23 protein-coding genes are annotated in these 25,702 nt (G+C 56.2%); 4 read left to right on the plus strand and 19 right to left on the minus strand.

What is annotated here, in order from left to right:
• The 6 genes from B2952_RS05120 to B2952_RS05145 are packed head-to-tail and all read right to left on the minus strand — an operon-like array spanning nt 1 to nt 8,888.
• Complete coding sequence (locus B2952_RS05120; protein WP_290733979.1) at nt 1-1,533, minus strand: phosphomannomutase; 1,533 nt, start codon at nt 1,531-1,533, stop codon at nt 1-3.
• Between the two features lie 39 nt (nt 1,534-1,572).
• Entirely contained in the window at nt 1,573-2,064 is a 492-nt protein-coding gene (locus B2952_RS05125; protein WP_290727865.1) for a DNA-deoxyinosine glycosylase, read from the minus strand.
• A 2-nt stretch (nt 2,065-2,066) separates the two neighbouring features.
• On the minus strand, nt 2,067-2,678 hold the full coding sequence (locus B2952_RS05130) for a hypothetical protein (RefSeq protein WP_290733981.1): 612 nt from the start codon (nt 2,676-2,678) through the stop codon (nt 2,067-2,069).
• Nucleotides 2,675-5,299, minus strand: coding sequence for a hypothetical protein (locus B2952_RS05135; protein WP_290733983.1), 2,625 nt, complete (start codon nt 5,297-5,299; stop codon nt 2,675-2,677). The genes B2952_RS05130 and B2952_RS05135 overlap by 4 nt, the downstream gene beginning before the upstream one ends.
• Entirely contained in the window at nt 5,296-7,593 is a 2,298-nt protein-coding gene (locus tag B2952_RS05140) for a hypothetical protein (RefSeq protein WP_290733985.1), read from the minus strand. The genes B2952_RS05135 and B2952_RS05140 overlap by 4 nt, the downstream gene beginning before the upstream one ends.
• Nucleotides 7,590-8,888, minus strand: coding sequence for a hypothetical protein (locus B2952_RS05145; protein WP_290733987.1), 1,299 nt, complete (start codon nt 8,886-8,888; stop codon nt 7,590-7,592). The genes B2952_RS05140 and B2952_RS05145 overlap by 4 nt, the downstream gene beginning before the upstream one ends.
• Nucleotides 8,889-9,056: 168 nt before the next feature.
• On the opposite strand from B2952_RS05145, the gene B2952_RS05150 reads away from it, so the two are divergent.
• Together B2952_RS05150 and B2952_RS05155 are read left to right on the plus strand one after the other, a co-directional pair.
• Entirely contained in the window at nt 9,057-10,139 is a 1,083-nt protein-coding gene (locus tag B2952_RS05150) for a histidine phosphatase family protein (protein ID WP_290733989.1), read from the plus strand.
• Between the two features lie 94 nt (nt 10,140-10,233).
• On the plus strand, nt 10,234-10,617 hold the full coding sequence (locus B2952_RS05155; RefSeq protein ID WP_290727854.1) for a hypothetical protein: 384 nt from the start codon (nt 10,234-10,236) through the stop codon (nt 10,615-10,617).
• Here the strand turns inward: B2952_RS05155 and B2952_RS05160 are convergent.
• From B2952_RS05160 to B2952_RS05190, 7 genes are all read right to left on the minus strand, one after another.
• The gene (locus B2952_RS05160; protein WP_290733991.1) at nt 10,576-11,625 is read right to left on the minus strand and encodes a hypothetical protein; all 1,050 of its coding nucleotides are present in this window, start codon (nt 11,623-11,625) and stop codon (nt 10,576-10,578) included. The two genes, B2952_RS05155 and B2952_RS05160, sit on opposite strands and share 42 nt — an antisense overlap.
• 104 nt (nt 11,626-11,729) lie before the next feature.
• Nucleotides 11,730-12,086, minus strand: coding sequence for a hypothetical protein (locus B2952_RS05165; RefSeq protein WP_173381710.1), 357 nt, complete (start codon nt 12,084-12,086; stop codon nt 11,730-11,732).
• A gap of 134 nt (nt 12,087-12,220) precedes the next feature.
• Complete coding sequence (locus B2952_RS05170; protein WP_173381711.1) at nt 12,221-13,600, minus strand: glycosyl hydrolase family 5; 1,380 nt, start codon at nt 13,598-13,600, stop codon at nt 12,221-12,223.
• Between the two features lie 24 nt (nt 13,601-13,624).
• Complete coding sequence (locus tag B2952_RS05175; RefSeq protein WP_290733993.1) at nt 13,625-15,193, minus strand: glycosyl hydrolase family 5; 1,569 nt, start codon at nt 15,191-15,193, stop codon at nt 13,625-13,627.
• 231 nt (nt 15,194-15,424) lie between these two features.
• Complete coding sequence (purM, locus tag B2952_RS05180; protein WP_173381712.1) at nt 15,425-16,450, minus strand: phosphoribosylformylglycinamidine cyclo-ligase; 1,026 nt, start codon at nt 16,448-16,450, stop codon at nt 15,425-15,427.
• Nucleotides 16,451-16,490: 40 nt separating this feature from the next.
• Nucleotides 16,491-17,294, minus strand: a complete 804-nt coding sequence (locus B2952_RS05185) for a cyclic nucleotide-binding domain-containing protein (RefSeq protein ID WP_290722903.1) — start codon at nt 17,292-17,294, stop codon at nt 16,491-16,493.
• Nucleotides 17,295-17,296: 2 nt separating this feature from the next.
• A complete protein-coding gene (locus tag B2952_RS05190) occupies nt 17,297-18,613 on the minus strand; it encodes an ABC transporter substrate-binding protein (protein WP_290733995.1) in 1,317 nt (438 codons plus the stop codon).
• A gap of 170 nt (nt 18,614-18,783) precedes the next feature.
• Here B2952_RS05190 and B2952_RS05195 point away from each other — a divergent pair, with 170 nt between their 5' ends.
• Complete coding sequence (locus B2952_RS05195; protein ID WP_290733997.1) at nt 18,784-19,641, plus strand: hypothetical protein; 858 nt, start codon at nt 18,784-18,786, stop codon at nt 19,639-19,641.
• A 55-nt stretch (nt 19,642-19,696) separates the two neighbouring features.
• On the opposite strand, the gene B2952_RS05200 is transcribed toward B2952_RS05195, so the two are convergent.
• Both B2952_RS05200 and B2952_RS05205 read right to left on the minus strand, forming a co-directional pair.
• A complete protein-coding gene (locus B2952_RS05200) occupies nt 19,697-20,326 on the minus strand; it encodes an NYN domain-containing protein (RefSeq protein ID WP_173366771.1) in 630 nt (209 codons plus the stop codon).
• Nucleotides 20,327-20,418: 92 nt separating this feature from the next.
• The gene (locus B2952_RS05205) at nt 20,419-21,354 is read right to left on the minus strand and encodes a tetratricopeptide repeat protein (protein ID WP_290722911.1); all 936 of its coding nucleotides are present in this window, start codon (nt 21,352-21,354) and stop codon (nt 20,419-20,421) included.
• A 348-nt stretch (nt 21,355-21,702) separates the two neighbouring features.
• Between B2952_RS05205 and B2952_RS05210 the strand changes: the two genes are divergently transcribed.
• Complete coding sequence (locus tag B2952_RS05210; RefSeq protein WP_290722913.1) at nt 21,703-21,942, plus strand: hypothetical protein; 240 nt, start codon at nt 21,703-21,705, stop codon at nt 21,940-21,942.
• A gap of 67 nt (nt 21,943-22,009) precedes the next feature.
• On the opposite strand, the gene B2952_RS05215 is transcribed toward B2952_RS05210, so the two are convergent.
• The 4 genes from B2952_RS05215 to B2952_RS05230 form a co-directional block, all read right to left on the minus strand.
• Nucleotides 22,010-23,857: a penicillin-binding protein activator gene (locus B2952_RS05215; RefSeq protein WP_290781519.1), complete on the minus strand. Its 1,848-nt coding sequence runs from the start codon at nt 23,855-23,857 to the stop codon at nt 22,010-22,012.
• Between the two features lie 15 nt (nt 23,858-23,872).
• Nucleotides 23,873-24,187: a nucleotidyltransferase domain-containing protein gene (locus B2952_RS05220; protein ID WP_173366768.1), complete on the minus strand. Its 315-nt coding sequence runs from the start codon at nt 24,185-24,187 to the stop codon at nt 23,873-23,875.
• A 219-nt stretch (nt 24,188-24,406) separates the two neighbouring features.
• Complete coding sequence (locus tag B2952_RS05225) at nt 24,407-24,661, minus strand: hypothetical protein (protein WP_290727842.1); 255 nt, start codon at nt 24,659-24,661, stop codon at nt 24,407-24,409.
• A gap of 6 nt (nt 24,662-24,667) precedes the next feature.
• The gene (locus B2952_RS05230; protein ID WP_290727840.1) at nt 24,668-25,693 is read right to left on the minus strand and encodes a hypothetical protein; all 1,026 of its coding nucleotides are present in this window, start codon (nt 25,691-25,693) and stop codon (nt 24,668-24,670) included.
• Nucleotides 25,694-25,702 lie beyond the last annotated feature (9 nt).

Below are 25,702 nucleotides of genomic sequence, written 5' to 3' on the forward strand. Positions count from 1 at the left end.
TTAGCCGCGCCAGCCTTCCATGATCTTCATGCAGCCGGCAAGGAGCTCGGCGGAACGTTCCTTGTCGCCCGTTTCCACGTAGCAACGGAACTCAGGAGCGTTGCCGCTCGGGCGCAGGTGCACAATATCGCCGGAATCGAACTCCATGCGGTAGCCGTCGGTCTCGTCGATGGAGACGATGTCGCCGTGGAAGGGTGCGGGCATCTTGCCGTCGGCACCGGGCTTCGCGAAACGGCTCGGCTTCGCGGTCAGCGCGCCGAAAAGCTTTTCGCCGAGTTTCTGCTCGCGGATTTCGGCAAGCTTCGCCTTCGATGTCGCGGTCGGGAATTCCTTGAGGCGGTCGCTGAGCGTAAAGCGCTTCGGGAGTTTCTTCAGGAGGTCGACGACGCAGAGGCGTTCTTCGCGCACGCGCACCATCACGGCAAGCATCGGGAGCAGCGCGTCGCGAGTCGGGAGAGCCGGGAGCGTTCGCGTGCCATCCTCGAATTTGCGCGTGAGGTCCGTCTGCAGCAAAAAGCCGCCGTTCGCCTCGTAGCCAGCGACAGAGACGTTTGCATCCACCAGGCTTTCCATGCCGGCAATCACGTACGGGCTACCGATGCGGGTGCGGCAAATTTTCTCGAAGCTGCCGCATTTTTCGAGCGACGTGTTGCAACTCACCGGAGTTGCAATGCGCTTGATGCCAAGCGCCTGGGCAGCGAGGATGCCCAGCACGTCGCCACGCAGCCACATGCCGGTATCGTCTGCCAAAAGCGGGCGGTCAGAGTCGCCGTCGGTGCTGAAAATCGCATCGACAAAATCCTTGTGTGCGAAATCGCGGGCAAGGTCTTCGTCTTCCTTGCGGATAGCTTCCGTATCGACCGGGATAAACGTCTCGCTGCGGGCGAAGGGCTTCACCGTGGCGCCCAAGCTTTCGAGCACCTTCACCACGATGTCGCGGCCCACGGCGGAATGCTGGTACACGCCGATGGTGAGGCCCAAGAGAGCCCTGCTGCCGAAGAACGCAGGGTAGCGCTTCAGGTAGTTCTCTTCCGCTTCCATCTCCACGGCGGGGAGTTCCGGGGCATTCTTCAGCATGCCGCTTGCATCGAAAATCGCCTCGTCAAAGTCGACGGACTGCGAAACGATTCCCTGTTCGTCCTTCTTGGAAATCTCGCCCTGCGGGTGGTTGAACTTGATGCCGTTACGGTCTGCGGGGATGTGGCTGCCCGTGACCATGATGGTCGGGAGCGCCTTGTCGATGCCGTACAGCGCAATCGCCGGACTCGGGATGCGGCCGCAGTACACGACCTTCCACGCGCTGTCCTCGCCCGCCTTCACGAGCGCCTTCAAAATGCGTTCCGTACTCGGGCGCAGGTCGCCCGCAATCGCAATCGTGCGTTCGCACTTGTAGCTCGCCTCACAGTACTTGATAAAGCAGCGCGCGTAAACATAGCACACGCGGTCCGTCATCGCCGTCACCAGACCGCGCGCACCGCTCGTACCGAATGCCACGCCGGACTCTTTCATCACATCTTGCATCGAAATGCTCATAAAAAACCTCTCGGGAACAAAAATACAAATTTGCGGTCGCTACAGAATCGCCCGATAAGCCTCGACAAGCTTTTCCATCGAGACGGCGCAGTTCGCGGGCGATGTCGAGGGCAGCTTCACGGCATCGATTCCCACTTCGGCAGCGCAGTATTTTTGGTACAGCCTGTAAGCCGTGGCGCCCGTGCAAAAGATGCGCGAAACCTTCGAGGCCTTCACGAGACCGCTTATTTTGTTCGGAACCACGTCCTCGATGCTCGTATCGCTCGCGCCTACGATAGTGCAGCTTTCCAGCACATCCCAGAGCGCAACATGGTGCTTTTTGAGCATGACTTTTTTCTGTGGAATGGTCGCAGGGGCATCTTCGCCCAGGACGGCGGCAAGCACTTTCCAGAACCGGTTCTGCGGATGCCCGTAATAGAACCCCACCTCGCGCGACTTGGGCGAGGGAATCGACCCCAGCAGAAGCACACGCGATTCCCGGTCGTAAACCGCCGGAAACTCGTGCGACACCCTTTCCCGTTCAAGCGCCATCGTTACGGTTTCCCGCCATAGATAATGTAGTCGCCGTTCGCGTCGGTAAACTTGATTGCCCCTCCCGTATGTTCAAAACGGTAGGCGGGCCTTTGTCTGGGGAACCGGTCATCCTGTACAAGATAAAAGCCGTTGTCTATCCTGACATAGCTCCCGACGAACCTTGCCGAATCGGAACTGCACCGTTCCAGTTCCAGGGTATCGAGGTCATTGCCCTTCCTGTCGCTCAGTATCGCCCCGCAGGTCGAGGAGTACTTGTCGAGATCTTCGTAGCGAATGGTATAGTCGTCCGTTTCGGCCTTCTGGGGTAAAGTGTCCTGCACGGAACTGTTTCCCTTTCCACGCCAGTACGAATTCATCCTTACCGGATAGTAGCTTGCATCCTTCGTCCAGTGGAAATCGTCGTCCCATCCCATCAGGTGATGGTCGTGTTCCTCCCCCCATTGCTCGAGCGCTACGCTCACGAGGGCCGTAGAATCGTCGACGAGTCCCACGAATCTCCAGGTATGGCCTTCCTTTTCAATCTCGTAATCCGTCATGGAACAGCCGGCCAGTAGCATTGCACACAGGAGGGCGGGAACTGCCAGGAACTTCACGAAGCGAGCATTTCTCATTCTTCCCTCCTGTCGCTAACGCAAATCGCCTGCACCATCGGGTAGAGGTCCTTGGGGCATTCGACAATCCCGCTCATAATGCCCTTCTCTCCATACCAGCCGTTGTCCGCCTTGGCATATTCAAAGCAGTACTGCGTCTCCGAATCCTTTTCCGTGCTGGTCCACACGAAGCTGTACTCTACATCGAAAGTCCCGTAATCGCCGGAATCCTTCTTCTGCCTTACCCGCAGCGCGCGATCCTTCGCGATACTGAACCAATCCGCATAATTCTGGTACAGCCATTCATCCGCGCTCGGGATGTGCGACCCCTCGGGGCAGAAGTCCTTCGCCTGTTCCCAGGTCGTGTAGGAATTCTCGTTGTAATGGTTGAATACCACGTCGACCGTAGACGTACCCCAGTCCGAAACGCAGCTGATTCCGGTGATAGTCGCATCCGGGCAACCGGTCGATTCCACCACCTGCTGCTTCCAGTCCGTAAAGTAGGCATCGAACGATGCGCTTTTCCCATCAACCGCGTCAAGCGCCACGGCACTGTCGCCGATCGCGGCACGAATCACCATCTCCCCCCTAAGATCGTTCAATGTCATGCCACCCGTGATTTCGAACGGCACACCTGTTTCCGGAACGACCGACTGGAGGACCAATAACCCGTATTTGTCTCCGCTGCTGCTCAGACCGCTAATGTAGAACGAGTATTTCCATCCATTCCTGGTTATGATATAGTCACCATTCTCGTATATGCCGCCGGCCACGTCTCTCGGATCATGGATATCCGCAAAGGCTGCATACTTCATTTCGTAGCGCACCTGTCCCCATCCGTAGTTCGCCTCCGTGAACTTTTCGACGCAGCCGTAAAGCGCAGTGTCAGCTTCGTCCCAGAAGATGGATGTCCGGTCCGTGCCATTGAAGCAAAGGTCCGGCTTGTACTTGTTGCGCACTATCGCCCTGTGCACCTTGAGCTCATAATCGGTGGCCTTCTCCCATACCGGGAAGCCGCACTTGTAGCCCACGCCGCCATATTCGACAACCTCGCCCTCGTTCGCCATCTCGCAAAGGTTGCCGTTCCTTACAGGTTCCGCAATGTCCGTATAAGACGGGACTTCCCAGTGGGAACCCGAGAATCCGGCCCTGGCCCTGCAGATATACAGGGTTCCATCGTACTTCTTCACATAGCCGGCAAGTTCCGGCTTGCATTCGTCTCCGTAGTAGTCTGGTATCAGGACCTCTTCCCATTTCGAGCCAGACCTGGGCCATTCATCCGGCCTGCATATAAAGTAGCCGACTGAATCATGGTGGGCCTTCTTGCCTCTCCCCAGGCTGTCGCATTCGCCCAGGAAATAGGTATTCCTGTCGCTTTCCTTCCACACCGAATCCTTGCACAGGTAATACTTGCCTTCGATCAGGGCCATTTCGCCAGAGCGCCCGCCATTGCACAGGCCCTCGTGCTTACGGACAAAGATGTTCACCGGATCGCTCCATTGGTCATCCAAGGGCACCTTCCATTCCCAGATGACCCTGGAAAGCCAATCCTCGTGGCTGGCACAGACGTAGTAAACCGAATCGTAAAGGACGCTGTCGCCTTCGACTTCGCCCTTGCATTCGCCGTAAAGGTAGAGGAGCCCCTGCTTTTCGGGCATCTTCCTCCATTCCGTCTTTGCCGAGTCACATATGTACACCACGTGCCCGGAGCTGGCCGTATCACGCAGGGCGGGAGTGCACACGCCAATATCCATCTCGAAATCCGTCATCAGGCGCCACTTGTACTTGTTCTCGTATTCAGGATTGTCGCATACAAATACCTTCCCGTAATGGGCGCTCTCCTTGTTCGTCACGCTCGCGGTATCCTTGAAATTCGAGCTATCGCATGACGGAAGCCCGAACGACTTTATCCAGAAATCCTCCCACCTGTTGCGGTTGAAGAGGGTGTCCCCAATCTCGGTTTCCGAAAAGAAGTCTCGCCAAGTCTTGTCTTCGCCCATGGCATCGCGCAGTTTCATGTAATTGGCATAGAAGGCGGTATCGGGCTTTTCGATAATGCATATCTGGTTGATATAGACCGTCATGGATAAATCGCCCTGGGTGTCGTAATCGAGCAGTGAACGGATTTCGCGGTTCGCTTTCCGCCTTGCGCCCTCGAGATCGAACCCGTCTTCCTGTACCAGGAATTCGATACGCTTGCTTTGCAGCGCTTCCGACAGGGAAAGCACCGTCACGCTGTCCTTGTCAATATCGACATACTGCACAAAGTCCATCTTGAGTCCGCTGGAAGAATCCGCGTAGACGCAGGTAAACTTTATGCGCAATAGCGACGAAGCGAGATCCAACGAGTCGGAGGCAAAGGAAGTCGCACCGTTACGGTGGCGCACGAGTTTCACGTCGACCTTCCCGATGGAATCGAGACGCTCGTCAAGCAGCGTCACCTCGACAGCGACAGGGACAAGGCGCACGTGCAGGTAAAATCCTCCCTGCAAGGCGGTCCAGCGGCTTTCGGGATAGATGTTCCCCTCGATATGCCTGCCGCCCGAAACCGAATCGCCGCCCTCCCCGCCGCAAGCGACAAGGAATACGGACACCGAAAGCGCGGCCATCAGCAAAAGCATTTTCACGAAGTTCCGCATCATTCCTCCTCCCCGTCCTTGAAGCACAACGTCTGCACGCCCGGATAGAGATCGTTCGGACATTCGACGGTGCGGCCCAGCGGACCGGTATTGCCCTCGTAGCGTACCTCATAGCAGTAATGCGTTTCCGAATCCTTCGAAGCCGAAGTCCAGTAGATATCGTAGAGGTAGGTCGTCCCATCGTAGCGGACCTTCAGCGGACTGTCCTGGCTATAGCGCTCTTCCACCGGGAAGCTCTTCAGCAGATCTTCCGTCCACTCGGTCGTATCGGGCAGGTGGAAACCATCCGGGCAGAAGCCCGCCGCCTTCTCGAAATCCATGAACGAATCTTCGCCAACGCGCGTGAACCGCACGCCGAAAGCGGGGAGCACGCCATCCGAATGCATATACTGCGCGACAAAGCTATCGAAACTTGCGCTCTTTCCGGGGAAGGACTCGACTGCTATGGAATCGGTCCCCTTCTTGCCGGAAAGGTACGGAACCTTGTTCCTGAAAATCGCCCCGTATTCCTTGCCGCCGATATCCGCCTCGACATTGACGACACCGAAGAGCTTGTACCAGGGACGCATCCTCTTGACGGTATACGTAAAATCCCCATGCCGGGCGACGATGGTGGAAGAATCCACGAATACTCCCCCGTCAAGAATGCCTATCCCGTAATTATTCCGTTCATCGAGCTCCATGTAGTCCCATTCAGGCGCCTCATCGCTGCATGCAGAGTAGGCGTTCGACGAATAGTAATTGCTTATCGCCTCGTTCCAGTAAATGGTCGTTCCTACAGGGCCATTCTTGCATTCGTCCTTGTGTTCCCGGCTGAACGCGTAAACGATGGACTTGGTGAAAGTCATTTCCCTCCACGCATAGCGCGCACCGTCATGGACACAGGTCCAGTAGCGGCCGTTGACTTCTTCCTTGCGCCCGCTTGTAGAATCGACGCAGAACAAGCCGTTCCTCTGGACAGCGGGAATGGTGTCCGCGGCCAGTTCGTACCAGAACGTGCCGACATATTCGCCGTCGCGATAATACCCGTGGCACCTGTAAACCTTGTCACCGTATTGCGCTATGTTTCCCAGAACGCACCGCTGCAAATCCTTGACCGGAGGAACGACGAACTCGTCCGGAATGCGGATCCACATAAATCCACCGTCACATCTAAAATATTCCCCGTCGCGGATCATGATATCGCCCTCTTCCCCGTAGTCTTCGTAATAGGCGGGCGACATGATGGGAACCCATTCCTTGCCCTTGCACATGTAGTACTTTCCCGTATCGAGCATCACCTTCTGCTGTTCGCGGTTGATGGTACACTCCCCGAACTTTTCGGCGGCGGTCACTTCGTGCAAGGAATCCTTCGCCGTTGTATCGGGAACATCGACGGTATCGCGCGGGGCCACCGTATCCGCCGTGCAAGTCATGGTATCGCCTACAATATGTCGCGCCATGTCATAGCGAAGCAGTGTCCAGTCGATATCCTTCTTCAGTTCGTTGCGGACGGTCGTGTCGCACTGCGATTGCCCGAGCCTGTAATGCTCAATTAGCTTGTCCGAAATCTTCTTCCGGGAAAGGACCTCGTCCCATTTTTTCTCGCCGCCGACCGCCTTGGAGAGCTTCTTGAAATTCTTGTAGAAAGTCGTGTCCTTCATAAAGAACAGGCTGTAGAGATATGCGAAGGTTTCGAGCGTGTCGTATCCGTAGGGAGCGTTCCCGATACCGTATTTGAATTCCGTCTCCGGGTCGAGCAAATCGTGAATCGCCTGGTGCGTATGCTTCTGCGCAAGGTCAAACGACTCGCCCTCCTTCTGTATGAGGTTTTTCAGGTATTCGCTTTCGAGAAGTCGGTACAGGTTGATGTTTCTCGCGCTTTTGTCAGAAAGCTTCGCGATGGAGCGGAACTGCATCTCGGTCGTGTCCTTCGAATCGCGGAATCTGCAGGTGAGGTCGAATTCCACATACGGTTCCGTGAAGAACATCTCCTTTACCTTGTAGGTAAAGGAAATCCTGTTCCGCTCGATTCGTGCCGTGACCGATTCCTGTTTTTCCAGGTCCTTGTCCAGGGAGCCGATTTCGAGCTTTACCGGTTCCAGGAAGGATGCCAGGTTGAATCCCCCCTCGATCGAGCGGAGGGTATCGACAGCGACTTTTTCGACTGCGCCGGAATCTGCTTCCTTGAGGCCGAATTCCCTGTCGCAATTCCTGTAATCGTCCGCATAGTACGTGTCGGTAGTGCATGCGGCCATCATGGCCATGCATATAAGCAACAGGATCGCTATGGAATATGGAGCCCGGAACATCTTCATGGTTCCTCGCTGTATTCGACCTTGACAATCGTATCCGGAATACCTTCAGGATAGTATTTGTTTATGGCCGCGGTATCGTTCATCCAGGCGTATCCTGTCTTTTCTTCCGTGTAGCCCATGCTGGCGTATGTCGAATCGATATACAGGTAGGAACTGCAGATGTAGGGCGTGCCCCTGAATTCGCAGATGCTTTGCTGGTCCCACCTGTAGCATTCCTTGTATATGGACTTGAGCACGGTGTTCATGTCATTGACTTCTTGCCAGCCGTTCCCGCTGCAAAGGTAGAATGTCGAATCCTTTTCGATGAGGGTTTCCTTGCCGTTAATGCAGTACCCGTATTTTCGTTCGTCGGGGGTGATGCGCCGCCAGTAGGGAATCTTGGGGTTCATGATATTGTTGCCTGTATAGTCGCATACGAGCACGCTGTCATAGAATTCGCTCCGGCGGTTCGCAACGGCAATCGTGTCCCCGCTCCGTTCGATGGAGCAGGATTCAATTCCGAGTGCGTTTTCGCGGAAATTTATTATAGGGGAATTGTAACCGTTGGTTAGAAGCTCCATGCCACGGGCGTCAATCCATCCGCCCTTGTCGTAGTAGCGCATCAAGGCGTCGGCGGCGCGCACGCGGAAAAGCGTATCGCCCCATTCCCCCCTGTCGATGGCGTCTTCGAGCTCGTGGAAATCGCTGTAGAATATGGAATCCGAAATGAAGTAGCGGCAGTAGACATAGGGCAGCAAATACTCGGGGCTGTTTGTGAAATACCCGCTTTCGAAGTTGTAATTCTCGATACCGAAAAAATCGTCGATACCTGCGTAGGCGAGCGCAGTCGCGGAATCGAGAGACAGGGAATCCGACAGCATCAGGCGCCTTATGGGTTTCGCGGCCAGCGCCGTATAAATATTGAGCGCCGGCGCATATTCGTCGACCGACGCAAACCGCGAGAACAACAGTTTCGCCTTTTTGCCGTGGATGGAAGCGGAGGTATGCAAGGTTATCTTGACATAGGGAACCGGAGTCGTCTTCGGCAGCCTCAGCGGCTCCGTTTGGTACGATTCGTAATACAGCATGGTGCTGGGAATCATCGGGTATGTCCGGATTTCGGTCAAGGACGAATCCAGCAGGGTCAAGGTTACCGAATCATGATGGATTTGCTTATCGAAGGATACCATGGCACTGAACGTCAGCCATTTATTTTGCGTTCCCTCGCTATCCGGGTCGATAGAACTGATATCGTCCGAACAGGCGACAGACAGCGCAAGGGCGAGGCACCCGATTATGCATCCTAACCATTTCATTTACTCAAAATATAGATTCAGGGGACATTTTCCGCAATAACGTTCCTCAGCAGTTTTTGCACTTTATCGGTTTTTGGAGGGTAAAATGGGCAAAAAAATACCCCTCCTTTATTTTTTTATGTATTTTTCAAAGTAAATACAAGTAGAGATTTACCCGAGAGGTTCCATATGAAACTGTCCTACCTTGCAGCAACCGCATGTCTCGCGCTTTCCCTGTCGGCCTGCGGCGACGATTCGCCGAGCGCCCCGACCACAAGTTCCGACAGCAACCAGCCCCAGAGTTCCACCGCCGCGGAAACATCCTCCACCAGCCCGGATAGCCAGATCGGCTCTTCCGACTCCGCGACGCAGAGCCCGACGGAGAGCAGTTCGTCGGTCGCACTGCAGCCCGAATCCTCCGCAGCTACCCCCGTCGATCCCTATGCCGTAGGGACGGACGTCGATGAACCTTCTTACAAGACGACCTGCACCGTGAAGCCCCTCGAAGACGGCAAGGGCGACGCCGTCTACTGCGACACAACCTACGCGGGCCCCATCTTCTACGATACCGACGAGAGCGCCTACGACCCGACCGCCGCCGATTTCGGTTCCACCTTCGTCAGCATCAACAAAGTTTTCGCCTCCCTGAAAGCCGACGACAAGGTCGTGTTCGTGTTGCGCCATGCCGACAGGCAAGCAAGTTCCGGACGCACCTCCCACCTGACCGACGTAGGCATTTACCAGGCCCGTAGCGTAGGCGAAAAGATTGCATCCGCCGAAGGCGCCTACTACGCCCACTCCGAATACGTCCGCACGCGCGAAACCCTCGAGAACATCGCCGTCGGCCGCGGAGAAACCGAATTTGTCCACGACGCCTACCCCATCCTCAACGGCAGCTGGTACATCAAGGACAACGCGAAGTACGACGAATACAAGTCCCAGGGCACCGACATGAACTACATGGTGACCACGGGCTGGGCATACAACGGCGAATATGCCGACGCCTTCTACGACCTGGACGAACGTACCAAGCAGTTTGTCGACGACTTCCTGGTGGGCGTCATCTCGAAGAAAAGCCGCATCAGCGTCGTGTGCTCGCATGACCAGTTCCTCGTCCCGCTCGTGATCTCCATCTCCAACAGGAAAATCGGGCTCCGCTATTTCGAAGACCGCCATTGGATCAACTACCTCGCCGGCATCGCCGTGGTCATCGGCGCCGACGGCAAGCAGACCCTCGTGCCCGTCAAGGGACTCAATAGCGGCACCAACTAAGTCTCCATGAAATTTTTCCGGGCCATATCCGCGTTAGCGGCGCTCCTGCTGGCCGGATGCGCCACCATCGGGAACCAGACCTGGATGGTCGACAATGCGGATTCCCCTACGGAAGGTAAACTGGGACGGAGCCCAGAAGGCATGCCCGGAAGGGTTCCACCTGCCATCGCTCAAGGAATGGGCGGAACTCGAGGAGGGCCGCAAAACCAACACCAGGGATTACCAGCACCTGTGCGTCGGCAAAAACTATAGCGGAGGCTTCTGCTACGCCCCGGCAAGTTCCGAATTCCTAAAAAGCGCAAAAAACATGCGGGAAATCACACTTCCGCACCCCGAAAATTATTCATTGCTTACGGAGTTGGCCTTTTGGAGGTCAACTTTGTATTTTATGCCCATGAATTCCCACGAGCTTCACATCGTAAGGCAGATTGTGCTGTTAACCGCCGTGGCCGTCACCCTCGGCTTCCTCTACGGCTAATTCCATAGAGCCGCCCGCGCGACTCAGGTAATCCAGGAAGAGCCTCTGGGCCGGCTGGTCGTACATGACCACGTCGTAGATTTCACCATTGTATGCCGTCCTCGATTCCACGAGGAGCCCCGCCACGGAGCCCTTCTCGGTCGGGAGGAACGCGGGTTTCCCATCGCCGTTGTTCTTGAATTCAAGGTAGCCTTCCGACACATACCAGTCACGGATCGTCTTGTAGTATATCTTCGCGATGTCCCCTTCCGGTTCCAGGAGCGCATTGAGGCGCCGCGCAATCTCGCTCACGGGAACGGCGGTCTCGTCGGCGGGATATTTCGCGAGCTGTTCACCATCCAGATGGAACTTCTGCTTTTCCCTGCGGGCGGGGCGTTCCTTCACGGGAGCATCCCCCGTACGGGCGATGCGTTCGTTCGCGATAGCGACACACTTCTGGATATTGTCGAGGATAAACTGCTGCGCGCGCTGCCAGCACTGCGTGTAGATGTTGTGGTGTCCGCGGAGTTCGGATTCACCCTTCTCGAAGCCGTAGCTTTCGCCGAGGGCCGTCGGCAGGTTCGCTTCCTTGCCGTTTTCCGTCTCCTGGCGCGAAAGGATTCCCTCGTGCACCAGGAAGTTCGCCACGTCGGCATAGGCAAGCGTATTCATGCCCTTCGGCAGCAGTTCGTTCACGTTACGCACCACGCGCGAGATAGAAACAGGGTAGTCGAAAAAACGGTAATGCGAAAGCATCTCGGAATCGATGGCGAGTTCCTTCAGCGAAGGCATCTGCTTTTGCGCACGCGGTACCTGCTGCTTGCGCGGAAGCTCCTGCACCGGGGCCACCTCGTCGTGGTTCAGGCGCTGCTGCAACAGGGAGGCGACGTAGGCAAGGCACTTACAGATGCGCTCCTGGCGGCAGGAATCTCCTTCGGGCAATATCTCGTCCGTCAGCGGATTCACTCCGCAAGAAAGTTTCCGCAGATACATTTCAGCACGCTCGATAATCGCATTTTCCGATGCCATAGTCCTACTCCTCAAAGGTCATAAAAAATCCGGAGACAAAGATAGAAAATCCGTCCCAAAAAAGCCCCGCGCCCGCCTTCCAGCAATGGAGCGTGTCGAGCACGTCACTCAGCAGGCGGCATGATTTCTTCTGGCAAGTCGTAAGCCGAATCAACATTGTCGTCTTTAAACCCGTTAAACATCCACTTGAAAAAGCCTACCGTCCCGCCCAATACGGCGCCCACAACAAAACCGCCGGCAGCGGCAGCAATTCCCCAAAAGGCAAGCTCACCCCATTCTGAATCCGAACCAGTTTCTTCCGCCACGGCCCCGCCCACGCACAAGGCGACAAGGCCCGGACCCGCCAAAGCAGCACCAGTATTCACCCCATAACGAATCATGGGGTTCGGGTTCCTGCTCATGGCGCAACCCACGAGGCTCAAGGCAAGCAATACACAAACAACAGCTTTCAACACTCTCATGTTCCGTAATATAAAGTCAAAGAATCCATTTGCCAATAACTTAATTTACAATTAGTGATAATCCAGCAAAAAACAAGGATAGAATACAGAAAAGCCCCGCGCACGCACGGGACTTTATCCAGAATTTTTCAGGTTTACGGAATTTCGCAACCGGCGCTCGGATTTACCCAGCCCTCTTCCGGGGGAGCCTCGCCCGCCTTCCAGCAATGGAGTGTGTCAAGCACGTCGCCTTTCTTGAAAGTGGACCAGTCCTCAACCTTCCTGTAGTTGTTTTCCAAAGAAGTGTTGTATCGGGTCATGTAATGGTCGATCAAGTACTGCGGGCATTCAACTTCCTCGATGTAGTAGGTCGGATTGTCCGCAGCCATGTACCAGTCAGCAAACCAGTGGCAACCGCGCAACAGGTTCGGGAGGCCGGCGTCAGCGAAAGCAGCGTCGCACATGTCCTTCACGCACGTCTGGTAACATTCCAGGGAGCCCTCGGTGCCGCAGTTCGTGTTTTTCTGGCATTCCGTAAGGAACCCGCCAAAGCCCGCGCCCCAGTTAAAGCCGGCACCCTTGTTCACCTGGGTAGAGAGAGCGTCAAAGGCGCCCACGCCACCGCCCGGGACCATCAAGTCGAACTGGCCCGCAGGCAACTTGGCGTCACCGCCCGCCACATCGTTACCGATATTGGAGGCCATCACCACCAGGTGTTTTCCCTTGAGCGCCTTATGGGTCGCCTTGGGCGGGTTATTCTCGAACTCATCCTTAAAGTGGCCGTCGTACTGCAAGTGATAGCACTTGCCGCACTTGCTGTCGGCAGTGCCCGCCACGTATGCATAGGAAAGAGTATCGTTCACGGCAATCGGCGCCATGTCGGTGCAGGTGAACACGCCCTTTTCCTTTTCTTCGCCGCAGGCGCTGCGCGTGCCTTCGTAACTGCGCCAAGCCTTTGACACGTTACCCACGGTAAAGGTAGGGACTTCGACATCGTGAATGTTGCAGTTGCGCGCAGTGGCAAATTCGGCAAGGTACGCCTCGTCAGAAGAAGTATCGGCACGAGTCTTGTCGCTCGAACTTTCCTTAAGCCAGGAACAGTGCGGCTTGCAGGCGTCCCAGTAGCGGGTATTCCAGCCGCGTTTTGCCGTAGCGCTGATGTCCTTAGTGTATTCGGCCGGAGGAGGGCCGTAAGATTCTAGAGTCGGGAAACCGTTCGCGTCAAGTTCCGGTTCCGTATTTGCGGAACTGCTGGAACCTTCAGGAGCCACTCCGGCACTGGAACCCGGAATAACCGCACCGCTCGATAGCGGATTATCCGGATTCGCGGACGAACCAGGATTCTCCATACCGCTCGAGCCGAAATTCACGGAGCCACTGGAATTCGGGCCGACAACCGCGCTGGATGTCGGGTCGATTACCGCGCTCGAGAAGCCGGGCTGCTGATTATCCGGAGACGACGGATCGTCTCCGCAAGCGCAAACCATGGCGACCGCACCGGCCGCAACTATCGACTTGAACAGTTTACGTTTCATAGCACCTCTTTACGGAGCGAAGGACTAGTACGTCTTGGCCTTGTCAGCAGCCAACTGTTCCGGATTGCAGTATTCGCCCTGTGCATTCGGGGTCTTGCTGCAGGCATCCGTAGTGATAAAGTCTCCGCCCTTGTACTTGGACCAGTCGGACTGGAAGAGGATATTGGTTTCAATGGAAGTGCTGATGGTAGTCTGGTACTTGTCGACCAGGTACTGCGGGCATTCCACTTCTTCCCACTGGTAAGTCGGATTATCAGCAGCCATGTACCAATTGGAGAACCAGAGGCATCCACGCAACAGGTTCGGATACTTGGAATCACCAAAGGCGGCATTGCACATATCCGAGACGCAGCTCTGGTAATCCTCGAGCCCCTTGTCGTAACCGATTTTCTGCTGGCAGTATGTCAAGAATCCGCCATACTGCGCACCCCATTCAATATCGGTACGATCGACCATCAGATTAAGAGCATTGAAGATACCCGGACCACCGCCCGGTACCATGAGGTCGAACTGGCCAGGCTTCACATCGTGACCGATATTGGATGCCATGACAATGATATGCTTGCCCTTAAGAGCCTTGTGGGTCGCCTTGGGTGCATTGCTTCCGCTTGCATCCTTGAAGCTTCCGTCGTACTGCAAGTGGAAGCACTTGCCGCACGAGGTTGTCGCATCGCTGCCGGCAACGAAGGCATATGCCAGGGTGTCATTCACGGCTACAGGAGCCATGTCGGTACAAGTGAAGCCGCCGCCAGTTGCAGGCTGAGCTTCGTCACAGGCGTTGGGAGTATTCTGGATACCGATCCAGTAACGTTCCAGGCCCTTGCTGTAAGTGAACGTGGGGATTTCAATGTCGTTGATGTTGCAGACGCGGGCCGTGTAGTGGCTAGCAGCGTATTCTTCCTGGGTATCATTTTTTGGCGTGCCTTCTTTACCACCCATATTGGTCTGGGAGCAGTGGGGCTTGCAGGCGTCCCAGTAGCGGGTATTCCAGCCGCTGGTACCGTTACCGAGAATGTTCTTGAGCGTGGGCACGGGATAGTTCTTGATATCCTCTTCGGGGTTGCCAGAATTCTTGACGCTGCTCGAGCTTTCGGGGACCACTTCCGCACTCGACTCAGGATCCACGGACGCGCTAGAACCGGGATTCACAGCATCGCTCGAATTCGGATCGACAATCCCCGCACTGGAACCGGGGAGCATGGCGTCGCTCGAGTTCGGGTCAATGGCTCCTGTGCTGGAGTTCGGGTCAACAGCGTCCGCGCTGGAACCGACCGGCTGCACCTGGCAAACCTGGAGCGCACCGACATCGACACCCGTAGCAATCTGCCCACCGTCAACGCCAACGACATTGCCATCGACAAACTGCGCGACGACATTCCCGGCAGCATCGGTCACCCTGCCGTCCGGATAAATCAAGTAAGCCTTGTCCGCATTAAAAAGCCATGCATCGGAAAGAACCGTGACATTTGCACACGGGTCGTTCGAAGTCGAAGATGTCGGGCCGGGAGCCGGGCCTGCAGGGTCGTCACCACATGCCGAAAAAACAGCGGCGACACCCATCGCCACCACAACGTTCAAAACCTTCTTTTTCATAGGTCTCCTTTTCACTTTTGACTTTAAAAATATATTTATGGCACCGCTCATGCACGAAAAAAAGTTATTTGGAACATATTAATGTTCCCAAACTGTGCCCGAACGTGTCACAACTCACACATTTGCGCGACTTTTCGCCACAAAAAAAGACCCTCGCCTTCGCGAGGGTGACGATATAAAATATCGAGGGTGACGATTTAGAATCGTGAGAGCGACGATGCAGAAGCGCGATTAGTCGCGGAACTTCACCTGCTTGGTGCCGGCAACAACTTCACCGATCTGCGTCCACTTCTCGCCCTTGGCTTCGAGGTGTGCAACGACTTCGGCCTTGTCTGCCGGGTCGATGAAGATGAGCATGCCCATACCCATGTTGAAGGTATTGTACATCTCGTCCTTCTCCACAGAGCCGGCCTGCTGGATGAGTTTGAAGATCATCGGCGGGTCCCACGTGGTGCGGTCGATAATCACGTCGACGTTGTCCGGGAGGATGCGCGGGATGTTGCCCTGGTAGCCCGAACCCGTGATATGGGCGAGGCCCTGGATAATCTTCTTGTTGCAGAGGTCGATGAGACTCGGGTAGTAACTCCTGTGCGGCATCGCGAGCGCTTCGCCGATGGACTTGTCCATGCCGTCGACCATGGTGTCGACCTTGTAGCCTGCCACATCGAAGAGCACCTTGCGGGCGAGCGAATAGCCGTTTGTATGCAAACCGGTAGAAGGCAGACCGAGGATGATGGTACCCGGCTTGATCTTCTTGCCGTCAATGATGTTCTCGCGTTCCACGACACCCACGATGGTGCCGGAGATGTCGTAGTCGCCCGGACCGTAGAAGCCCGGCATTTCGGCAGTCTCGCCGCCGATGAGCACGAGGTCGTTCTCGCGGCAGGCCTTGGCCATACCGGCAACAAGCTTGTCCATAACGCCCGGTTCCAGGCGGCCGGTAGCCACGTAGTCCAAGAAGAACAGCGGACGTGCACCCTGCACGAGGATATCGTCGCAGCAGTGGTTCACGATGTCCTGGCCCGGCAGTTCGTGCGTGCCCATCTCGATATCGACCTTGAGCTTGGTGCCCACGCCGTCGACGGAACTCACGAGAACCGGGTCCTTCATGCCGAGGTGGTTCAGCGTGAAGAGACCGCCAAAGTTGCCGACGTCACCGAGGACGCCCTGGTTGAATGTAGTACGTACGGATTTCTTGACACCGACCATCGCCTCGTCGGCCCTGGCCAGAGAAACTCCTGCGTCTGCGTAATTCATCTTTTTTCCTTTGCCCTAGAGTCGGGCATTTTGTTTTGCCCTATTTACGGGCACCTTGTTTTTCATCAATATTTCTGAGAGCATCCAGGATAAGGCTCGTGGTATCGGCCATCTGGTTGATGTTCGTCGTCTCGGGCATCAGGTGCGTATCGAGCTTGTACATGGAGTCGTCGCCCCACGCAAGGATTTCCTCAAGCGCATCCGGCCCTGCCAGTTTGCCGCACTTGGCACAGCAGATGCGGCCGTCCTGGAACGCGACAAAGCCCTTGCCCTGTCCGGATTCACAAATCACCGTACCCGTGATGCGGCTCTTTTCCATGGTCTGCGCGAAATCGATAAACGGGAGCACCTTGCCCGATGCAAGGAGCGAGAGGCGCTGGAACTCGTCGAACGCCTTGTTCTTCGCGCGGAGGCTGTCGCACACCACCTTGTACAAAAACACCATGATGTTCGGGTTCTTGTCGAGGAACTTCACGAATTCGGCCTTCGGGATGTGGAGCACCGTGCAGCCGTCCTCGGCCGCGATAATCGTATTGCTCGTAAGCTCGTTGCAGAGGATGGACATCTCGGCGAAGCATGCGCCGCTCTCGATGTAGGCGAGCACGCTGTAGTGCCCATCGGGCAGAATCTGTCCGCACACCTCGGCGCGCCCACTCTGCATCACGCAGAAGGACTGTCCTTCCACGCCGCCCTGGATAATGATTTCGCCAGCGTCATATTCGCGAATCTGGGCATTCAAAAGTAAAAAGTCGGCACATTCACGCGGCACCTGCTGCAAGAACGGAACCCGCGCCTCGTAGCTGGAAGCAATCCAACCGCCAATACCTGTAGGAGTCTTCATCATAATCAAAAATTATAAATATTTCTATACCACTTGTAAGTGGTGTCCACCGAATTTATGTTCTTTGGGGCCGGAATGTCGGGGTAAAAGCACCTCGCCATGTTCCACAGGAGCTCCACCGGGCGCGTCGGGGCGCTTTCGAAGAAGTCGTTGCCGCCGCCCGGCCCCCTGCGGGCGTCGTTCTGGAACACCTTCCTGTTCCTGAACGCTCGGATCTTCTTAATCCGGGGTTCGGCGGCGAGCATCTCCTTGGGCGAGGAGAACATCCCGGGGTTCACCCACACGTCGGCGCTGTCCGCGACGGCAAGCACCTTCTCGAGCGGGAGGCGCAATTCGCTGCCCGCCTCGGAATCCCACAGGTAGCAGCCGCCCGCGTCCCTGATGAGCCGCGCCGTGTAGCTGTCCGCGCCCGGGGCATGCCACACGCCGCCGTAAGCCATGCCCGCAAGCACGCGCACGCAGCGCTTCGCTCCCGGAGCCTTCGCGGCCTTCTTCCTCGATGCGGGAAGCGTATCGGGCGATACCTTGACATCCCCCATCCGTCCCAGGAACTGCATTATCTCGAAAGTCTCCATGAGGTAGCCCACGCGGATATCGCCAAAGAGCGAAAGTCCCGATTTGCTGCGGTCGTCTAGGTCAAAGAGCTTGACGAACAAGTTAATCCATTCCGCCTTGGCCACCGGATCGGACTCCTGCCATTCAGAAGTGAGCATCAGCGGGAGCCCGAGGGCACCGAGCCTCTCGTAGTCGTCGTTGCTGCCGCCCGTAGCAAAAGTCATCACCAGGTCGGGTTCAAGCGCCACCACCTTCTCGAGCGAAATCGAGGGGCCGTTCCCGACCTCGGCCACCGCACCGGAAGCCACGCGGGCATACAGGGCGCTGTCCGCAACATAGTCGCCTTCGCCCACAGCCACAATGCGGTCGGCAGCGCCAAGGCGGACAAGGTAACCGATATGCGTCGAGGAGAGGGCCACCACCTTCCGGATAGGCAGCCGCAAGACGGTCGCGTCCGTCCACCCCACGGGGAAGCGGCGCCTGTGCAAGTCGGAACCGTCGCCCGCGGCCTCGACGGAATCGAGCATCACGAAACGCTTCACGACGGTGTCGCGGCCGACAATGGCACGGATTTCCGTCACGTCGACGCCGCAGAGCCTTCCCATCCGCAACAGGCGGCTCATCGAGTTGAAATACTCCGGAGCCTCCGCGCAGGCCTGCGGCAGGGGCCTCGGCTGCGGAACCGATGCCGCCTGGGCATCGCCTTCGACAGCACCCCGGTCGCCATCACGTTCGCCGGTCCCACAACCCGCGAGCGCGGCGCTCAAAACCAGAAGTCCGAGGCAAAAAAAACGGGGGAAGCCCAACCGGCACCCCAGGAACGAGCAAAAAAATGCACGTAAATCGTTGATTTTTAACATCTTATGAAAATTTTCCCTGCACATTCGCCAAAGATAATGTATTTTATAACTCGGAATTTCCTTTTTAGGAGTCTTGTATGAAGACAAAGATAGTTTACTTGGTCGCCCTCCTGTGCGCCCTTACATTTTCAACAAGCGCATTCGCAGATGCCGAAACCGGTTTCTACGAAAAGGACCACATCCGTGGATTCATCTCCATCGGCGGTGACTACCGCGGCATGCTGGACGCATTCCAGAAATACGTGAACTCGACAGCCTTCTGGAACGACGGCCACGAGCTCAAGGCCAACGACTCGGCCACCACGACGGAACACTTCTCCGGCACGTTCTCGTATCCGCAATTCGACGACTGGTACATCGGGCTGCACGTGAACATCGGCGCCCAGTACAAGCAGTTCCTCACCTGGTTCAACATTAACTTCATGCCGACCCAGATTTCTGAGAAGTCCTCCGACACCTATACCGTCACTTCCGATGGCGGCAACAGCGCGAAAATGCCCCTGTTCGACGTCAAGTGGTTCACCTACGGCGCCGACTGGATGTTCGGCTGGAAGCTCTTCGGCGAGAACACCTTCATCAACCTGATTCCCTCGGTCGGCTTCGGCTTCAACCTCATCAACTTCCACATGGCCTCCATCTTCGACATCAAGGACCAGTCCAGTTCCAACGTGGTAAAGATGCGCGACCGCTACTACAGCACCATGGCGCTCTCCCTTGCCGCCGAACTCGAGTTCCGCCTGGAATTCGGCCCCTTCGGCATCGGCATCTACGGCGGCTACCGCTACATCGACTATAACGAGCTCGAAGTCGAAGGCAAGAGGCTCACGAACTACGCCTACGACACTGACAACTGCGGCGACACCTGGTTTGTCGGTCTCCGCCTCACCTGGACGTTCATGAGCGACTGGGAACGCAAGCAGGCAGACAAGCTCTAATCCCCCGAGCACGATTTTACAAACAAACTAAAGCCCCGCAATCCGCGGGGCTTTTTTATGGCACAATCACGCGGCTACCGAACAGGCATCCCGGAGCCGCATAATAGGGAGCGTTCCGTTCCGCCACCCGGTCCATCGTCACGTAGTAGGTGCTCGTTTCCATGAGCCCGGAATCCGTCTTCCAGCGGACAATGCGGTCATCCTTCGGATACGAAAAATTCCAGCCCAGGAGCAGCGTGGGGATGCCCCTCATCTGCAGGCGATCGGGCAGCTGCGCGAACTCCCCCTGCGTACTGAGCAGCACGGCGGCATCCATCCTGCCGTAGTCCGCAAAGAGAAGGGCGTCGTTGAAAAGCCCCATGTTCGGCCCGAGGCCGTCCATCACGCGCTCGTTGAAATGCACCTGGAACCCCACGTGCCGGAGTTCACGCATAAACGACAGCATCCCGTAACTCTTGGCGCACCGTCCCGGATCCTTGTAAGGATGGTAATAGTGGCATTCCATCAGCGCGTAGCTCTCCTGCGGCGAAAACAGGCGCACGGCCTCGCGGCGCGCCCAGTTCTTGAGCGAACGGAAATCGATACGCGAATGGAAAGGATGGTAGAACCTGTAGAACTCGTTCACCTTCTTGAGGGTATATCCATCGACAAAGAAAAAAGGACGGAACGGCCTCTTGCGCGTCATGTATTTTCTCCATTTTTAGGGTTTCTATTCCTAAAAACGGAGATACCCCCCGAAACAAGCCGTAAAAAGTTATTTACGCGCCATTTTTTACATTAGAGCAGGTCGCGCGACTCGAGATCGTCGACCAGCGAGGCGGGCATCCAGCCGCGCCACTTTGCGAAATCCGGATCCGAAAGTTCCTTGCGCCACGCATCCATCTTCTGCCTGTCGCCCTGGTCGGCATAGATGCGTACGAGGTTCATCACGGCGCACCAGTAGCGGATGGACTTGCCTGTCCGCGACCTGTAATCCGCGGCGCTCTTCTCGTAGATGGCGGCGGCTTCCTTGTAGCGGCGGAGCTTGTAGAGCATGTCGGCCTTGACCTGCAGGAGCACCGGATGGTTCGGCGCCTTGGAAAGCCCGCGTAGCGAAAGCTTGAGCCCCGCGTTGAAATCGCCCTTGTCGTAATACATCCACACGAGCGAGGTGAGGAACAACGGCCAGAACCGCTTCGAGGATGACGACGCGGAATCGAGAACGGCGAGGTATTCGCCGCGGCGGTCAGACTTGAAGGGGACCCAGCTGAAACTCTTGTCCACGTAGTAGGCGTAGATGGCGTAGAACGCGCGAGCTTCGAGCTCCGCGGATTCCTCGAAAAGCTTTGCGGCCGAACGCGTCGTCATGGCGCCCTTCACGGAATGTCCCGTCTCGTTCTGCACGTAGCCAATCTCGAACTTGCGAAGCGCCTCCCACAGGCCCGACGACGAACATTTCTCGAGGTTCGCGCCCGCACGCTGTAGCGAAAGCGTATCGCCCAGGTCGTCGTAGCGGCTCACAAGCACCACGTTCTCGAGAACACAGCCGACTCCCGCATCCTTCGCGCGCACCTGTCCCGCAAGCGAGAGGGCGCCATCGTAATCCAGGGCCATGGAACGCTCGGTCGCCTTCTCCGCAAGTTCCATGAGCGGAGCGGGGAGCGAAAGTGAGAGGCCATCGGCAAAGGCGGATACCGCAAGGAAAGCGGCTACAAGCAACGGACGCAAGGACATAACACGCCAAAGATACAAAAATCGCATTCCAATGTGGAATATGCGGGAGCCGGAGCCCAATGCGCGCCATGCGCAGATTCCACGGAAAGTGTAATTTATTGACATTCAACAGATTACCTCCGGCAGCAGCCCGTTACGCCATGGGGTTTCACAGGCAGTTTCTGCCACGGGGCGAATCTTACGATAATCGTATTAAAACGGCGGGAGTGGTCCGGGGGCGCTATCAAAATCTATAATAAGAACAGGAATTTCACAAGCTTTCAACATTCGTGCCACCAACTGTCGGACAAGGGGACGAGACCGGTACGAAACGTGAATTAATAATTGCGAAATCGAATGGAGGCAATTATGAGACTCATCCATAAAACATCCGCCATCTCCTTCCGCCTCTTCCACACCGGCTTCCAGACCTTCAAGGACCGCATCAGGGAAGAGCTCAGCACCGTCAGCCGCTTCACCCTCGACTCCGTCATCGACGACGCGAGCCTCTACTCGTATTACCGCAGCGGGGAATCCGCCGAATTCGTGGCGGCGAGCATCGCAGGAACAAACTTCGATTTCGACGACGAATACGCCGACGCAGGGTAATTAAAAAAAAACTTCGGCAATCGAGTCTGCCTCGCGCATACGCAAGCGCATGCGGTCAGCAGTTAATTTATTTCTTCTTGTCGTCCTTCTTCTCTTCCTTCTTGTCGGAAGGGAGCGCCTCTGCGGGAAGGTTGCAGCCGTTCATCACGTAGAACTTGCTCTTGCGGACCGTCACCACCTTGGTGTTGGTGTTCATGCCGCGCACGAACTTGATATCGCCATAGACGCTTTCGAAGGATCCTGCATTATTGATATACTTGGTGAGGCTCTCGACGTTATTCAAAATGCCGGAGAACACGATCTTCGCGGCATCGTAGCTGAGTCCGCTCACCTTGTCCTCGGCAGGGGCGGTGCCCCACTTTTCCTCGAACGCCTTGGCAAACTTGTCGTAGGCTTCCTTGTTGCTCGAAAGGTCAAGCCCCGGCACGCTGAAGTAGGTGCTGTCCACGAGATGCTTGCCCTGGATCAGGAGCTCCCGGCCATACCAGCCGGACGTCCCGAGCATGGTCCCCTTGATCTTGTTGTAGGCCACCTGGCCCACCATGAGGCCCGCATCGCCAGGGTTTGTCGACGGGATGAACACGCCGGGAATACTCATCGTCGAATCGGCCAGGTACCTGCGACGCTCGTTCGCATTCACGGCATCGAGGTCGGAGGCGCCTCTCGCGATATTCCTGCGGCGGTTTTCCTGCTTGTAGCGGACATCGCGCAGAAGCTTGAACTCGGTCGCGTAATCAGGGCGCCCTTCCTCGTAGCTGCCGAAGGCGACGACGCTTCCGCCACGGCGTTCGACCGCGCGGGTAAAGCTCTGGGACATGGCCGACCCGTAATCGCCCAGCGGGCTCAGGACGGCAAACTCGCGGATGTCGAGGCACTTGGTCGCGAAGTCGGCAATCTTCTGGGCGAGGTTGTCCATGGTGACGTTCACCTGGAAGATGTTCGGACCCATCTTCGCGATGCCGTCGTCGGTAGCCGTCGGGGTAAGCATCGGGATATTCTGGAAGTTGCTGCCGAGCCATGCGGCGACAGTCGCCGCCGGGGCGCTCATGATGGGGCCGATGACGGCGACAATGCTGTCCTGGTTCACGGCCTGCTGCGTGCGCATGAGCGCGATGCCCGCATCGGCATGGGTATCGGCGATCCGGATGCGGACCTTCCCCTGGAGGCCGGCCTGCTCGTGGGCAAGGTAGACGCCCTGCACGGCGGCGGCACCGAATTCCGCAAAGTCACCCGAAAGCGGGGCGAGCACGAGCACCGTGGGCTGGCCGGCACCGAGACCGTCCAGCGACTCGAGACCCTGCTGAGCCGTAGAGCTGAGGTTCTCGGCAACACCGCCGTTCACGACCTTCTTGTACCAGTAGCGGGCGGCACGGTAGCGCTTCGCGTTCTGGCACTCGCGGCCAATCTGGAGCTGCATCCAGCCCACCACGTCCTTGTCCACCGGATACTTTTCGAGGAGCGCCTGCAGCTGGTCGGCGTTCAGGAGGCTTGCCGCAAGCGTCTGGATAGCGACATCCTTGGTGTGGCTACGGGCGGCCGGATTCTTGGAATAGGCGAGGATACGGAGCATGGCCTCGACACCGTCGTAGACGGAGCCCTGCTCGATAAGCACGATAGCACGGGCGAGTTCCATGCGCTCGCGGTATTCCGAGGACACGTGGTATTCGAGGAACCTCGACGCGAGATTGAGGGCTTCGGGGCGCTTGTGTTCGCGCAGGTAGCATTCCGTGAGGATGACGGACGCCTGGGCGCCCTCGTGCTTGCGGAAGCTGGACTTCGAAACTTTCTGGAGGAGAGGAACGGCTTCGGCGCACTTGCCCTCGCCGACAAGCGCCTTGGCCTTCGCGACTTCGCCCTGCGCGAAAGCCGACGCACAGAGGGATGCCACCAGGAAAAATGGAATTAGACGATTCATCGTAACCTTACCGCGCTAGTCCTCGGCGGCAGCCTGAACCACGTCGTGCTCTTTCTTGATCTGTTTCTGCATGGATTCCGGAAGCTTGACCCAGTCGATGACATCGACCCGGAAGGGGAGCCCGCTTTCGGCGAACGCCTTCTCCACGGCAGTCATGGCCTCGAAGGAAAGGGGCCTCTCGGCGATAACCGCGAGGTCGAGTTCCGTTTCGGGAGTCAAGTCAACCCCCGTGAGGCGGGGGCCGTATGCCCAGACTTCCAGCCCCTCGAAGTGGAGGGAGAGGATGCGCTGGACGGTTTCCAGTTGTTCTGTTTCTAAGCAAAGTGCCATAGTGCGCCAAATATAGTTAAATGGGGGCGGTCCAAGCCGGCACGGAAGTTGGCATGCGTGCCAAAAACGGCGAAGATTAAGACGTGATGAAAATCACATATTTTTGCAGAAAACATTGCGAAATTCGTCCAAAAACGGCAATCGTGCCCTTCCGGGCCCCTGTTTTTGTCAATTTTTACGGACTTATTATAAAAAGTCTATTAAATAGCCCGAAAGCTTTTAAAACCAGCTCTTTATCGTTTCGCACAGTTTCTCGTTCAGACAAAAAAACTCCTCCTTCGTATAGACCGAAGAAAAGAATTTCTCGTACATCAACTCCACATTGCAGATTTCGGGACGATGGTCATATATGGCGCAGAGATTGTCATCCTGCAGATGCACGCAGACGCCATCGCCCCTGTCAAAGTCCGCCAAGGCGGGGACTTTTTTCAGGGAGCGGCAGCAGCAACCGCAACAGTCACATTTGAACGGCATTATATCTTAATTGAGCGTGCTTAGGAATTCATTAGCCTTTTTTCTCTTCTCCCATATTTCTGAATTATTGACCGTCCCTACTTCTTCCTCGGAATCAGCCTGATTCACCAACTTGACCTTGCACATCTCGTACAAGAGCCCAACCAGCAGAACCGTATTTTTCAGCAGCAATTTTTCCGCAGCCGAGAATTGCATATAATCATCTTTCCCGTTATCAATAACGACAGTCCTCAGGCGTGTCAGATGATCCTTGTAGCGGGAATCCACCTGGAGCAATATTGCATCATACTCCAGTGCGGCCTTCTTTAAATCTTCCAGGAAATAGATGATTTTATTTATCTGCTCTTCGGCCTTATCCACCTGCCTTCTGATATTTGCAGCCTTGTCCTCAAGCTTGGAACCAGTCACATTGAATATGATTCCTGCAGCCAGGAGGCCCACTCCCGCCGTTGCACCCGTCAGGAGTGCAGAACCTAGGGCCATTCCTCCACCACCCGCAGCCAAGCTGCCGCCACCAATCCATGCCAATGTAGCATTTGTCGCAGCAGCTCCAGAAAGTCCGGCAATAGCAGTGCCACCTGTCGTTGTCCCTGCAGCGGCAACAAGAGCGAATAAACCGGAAGAAGCAGCCGCACCACCCGCGACACCGGCCCCAACACTTCCGGCACTTCCTATAAAAGCCTCTGCAGCAACGGATGTGTCCTTCAGCTTGGCTAGATCGCATTCAGGGCACTTGAAATTTTCATTTTCTATTTCACTAAACTTGGGCCTATTTTTAATCTTTTCAAAGACATTCGCAAATTCACCAAAACTTTTTTCAATCTCCTTCTCGGAACGTCCCAAGGATTCCAGCGCCTGCTGCGCCGGTCCCTGACGTTTTTCCATTTGTTCAATATTTTGTTTGTTTCTTGCCTCGGACGCCTTTATGGAGTCATTGGCTTCCTTCATTTTCATTCCGCCCTTGACACCAGCCCCGACGCCGAGCGCAGCTGCGGCAGCAGCACCTATTCCAAAAATCAGTGGTATTGGCATAATAGCCTC

It is taken from the genome of Fibrobacter sp. UBA7003, assembly GCA_002449765.1.
Lineage (GTDB): Bacteria > Fibrobacterota > Fibrobacteria > Fibrobacterales > Fibrobacteraceae > Fibrobacter.

Excerpts from the sequence above, each read along its gene's own strand:
- B2952_RS05170 (WP_173381711.1), bottom strand. The coding sequence starts at position 13,600 with ATGAAACGTAAACTGTTCAAGTCGATAGTTGCGGCCGGTGCGGTCGCC.
- B2952_RS05185 (WP_290722903.1), bottom strand. The coding sequence starts at position 17,294 with ATGATGAAGACTCCTACAGGTATTGGCGGTTGGATTGCTTCCAGCTAC.
- B2952_RS05120 (WP_290733979.1), bottom strand. The coding sequence starts at position 1,533 with ATGAGCATTTCGATGCAAGATGTGATGAAAGAGTCCGGCGTGGCATTC.
- B2952_RS05130 (WP_290733981.1), bottom strand. The coding sequence starts at position 2,678 with ATGAGAAATGCTCGCTTCGTGAAGTTCCTGGCAGTTCCCGCCCTCCTG.
- B2952_RS05125 (WP_290727865.1), bottom strand. The coding sequence starts at position 2,064 with ATGGCGCTTGAACGGGAAAGGGTGTCGCACGAGTTTCCGGCGGTTTAC.
- B2952_RS05210 (WP_290722913.1), top strand. The coding sequence starts at position 21,703 with ATGAGACTCATCCATAAAACATCCGCCATCTCCTTCCGCCTCTTCCAC.
- B2952_RS05160 (WP_290733991.1), bottom strand. The coding sequence starts at position 11,625 with ATGGCATCGGAAAATGCGATTATCGAGCGTGCTGAAATGTATCTGCGG.
- B2952_RS05195 (WP_290733997.1), top strand. The coding sequence starts at position 18,784 with ATGAAGACAAAGATAGTTTACTTGGTCGCCCTCCTGTGCGCCCTTACA.
- B2952_RS05230 (WP_290727840.1), bottom strand. The coding sequence starts at position 25,693 with ATGCCAATACCACTGATTTTTGGAATAGGTGCTGCTGCCGCAGCTGCG.
- B2952_RS05140 (WP_290733985.1), bottom strand. The coding sequence starts at position 7,593 with ATGAAGATGTTCCGGGCTCCATATTCCATAGCGATCCTGTTGCTTATA.
- B2952_RS05145 (WP_290733987.1), bottom strand. The coding sequence starts at position 8,888 with ATGAAATGGTTAGGATGCATAATCGGGTGCCTCGCCCTTGCGCTGTCT.
- B2952_RS05175 (WP_290733993.1), bottom strand. The coding sequence starts at position 15,193 with ATGAAAAAGAAGGTTTTGAACGTTGTGGTGGCGATGGGTGTCGCCGCT.
- B2952_RS05135 (WP_290733983.1), bottom strand. The coding sequence starts at position 5,299 with ATGATGCGGAACTTCGTGAAAATGCTTTTGCTGATGGCCGCGCTTTCG.
- B2952_RS05150 (WP_290733989.1), top strand. The coding sequence starts at position 9,057 with ATGAAACTGTCCTACCTTGCAGCAACCGCATGTCTCGCGCTTTCCCTG.
- B2952_RS05225 (WP_290727842.1), bottom strand. The coding sequence starts at position 24,661 with ATGCCGTTCAAATGTGACTGTTGCGGTTGCTGCTGCCGCTCCCTGAAA.
- B2952_RS05200 (WP_173366771.1), bottom strand. The coding sequence starts at position 20,326 with ATGACGCGCAAGAGGCCGTTCCGTCCTTTTTTCTTTGTCGATGGATAT.
- B2952_RS05215 (WP_290781519.1), bottom strand. The coding sequence starts at position 23,857 with ATGAATCGTCTAATTCCATTTTTCCTGGTGGCATCCCTCTGTGCGTCG.
- B2952_RS05165 (WP_173381710.1), bottom strand. The coding sequence starts at position 12,086 with ATGAGAGTGTTGAAAGCTGTTGTTTGTGTATTGCTTGCCTTGAGCCTC.
- purM (WP_173381712.1), bottom strand. The coding sequence starts at position 16,450 with ATGAATTACGCAGACGCAGGAGTTTCTCTGGCCAGGGCCGACGAGGCG.
- B2952_RS05220 (WP_173366768.1), bottom strand. The coding sequence starts at position 24,187 with ATGGCACTTTGCTTAGAAACAGAACAACTGGAAACCGTCCAGCGCATC.
- B2952_RS05205 (WP_290722911.1), bottom strand. The coding sequence starts at position 21,354 with ATGTCCTTGCGTCCGTTGCTTGTAGCCGCTTTCCTTGCGGTATCCGCC.
- B2952_RS05155 (WP_290727854.1), top strand. The coding sequence starts at position 10,234 with ATGCGGATTCCCCTACGGAAGGTAAACTGGGACGGAGCCCAGAAGGCA.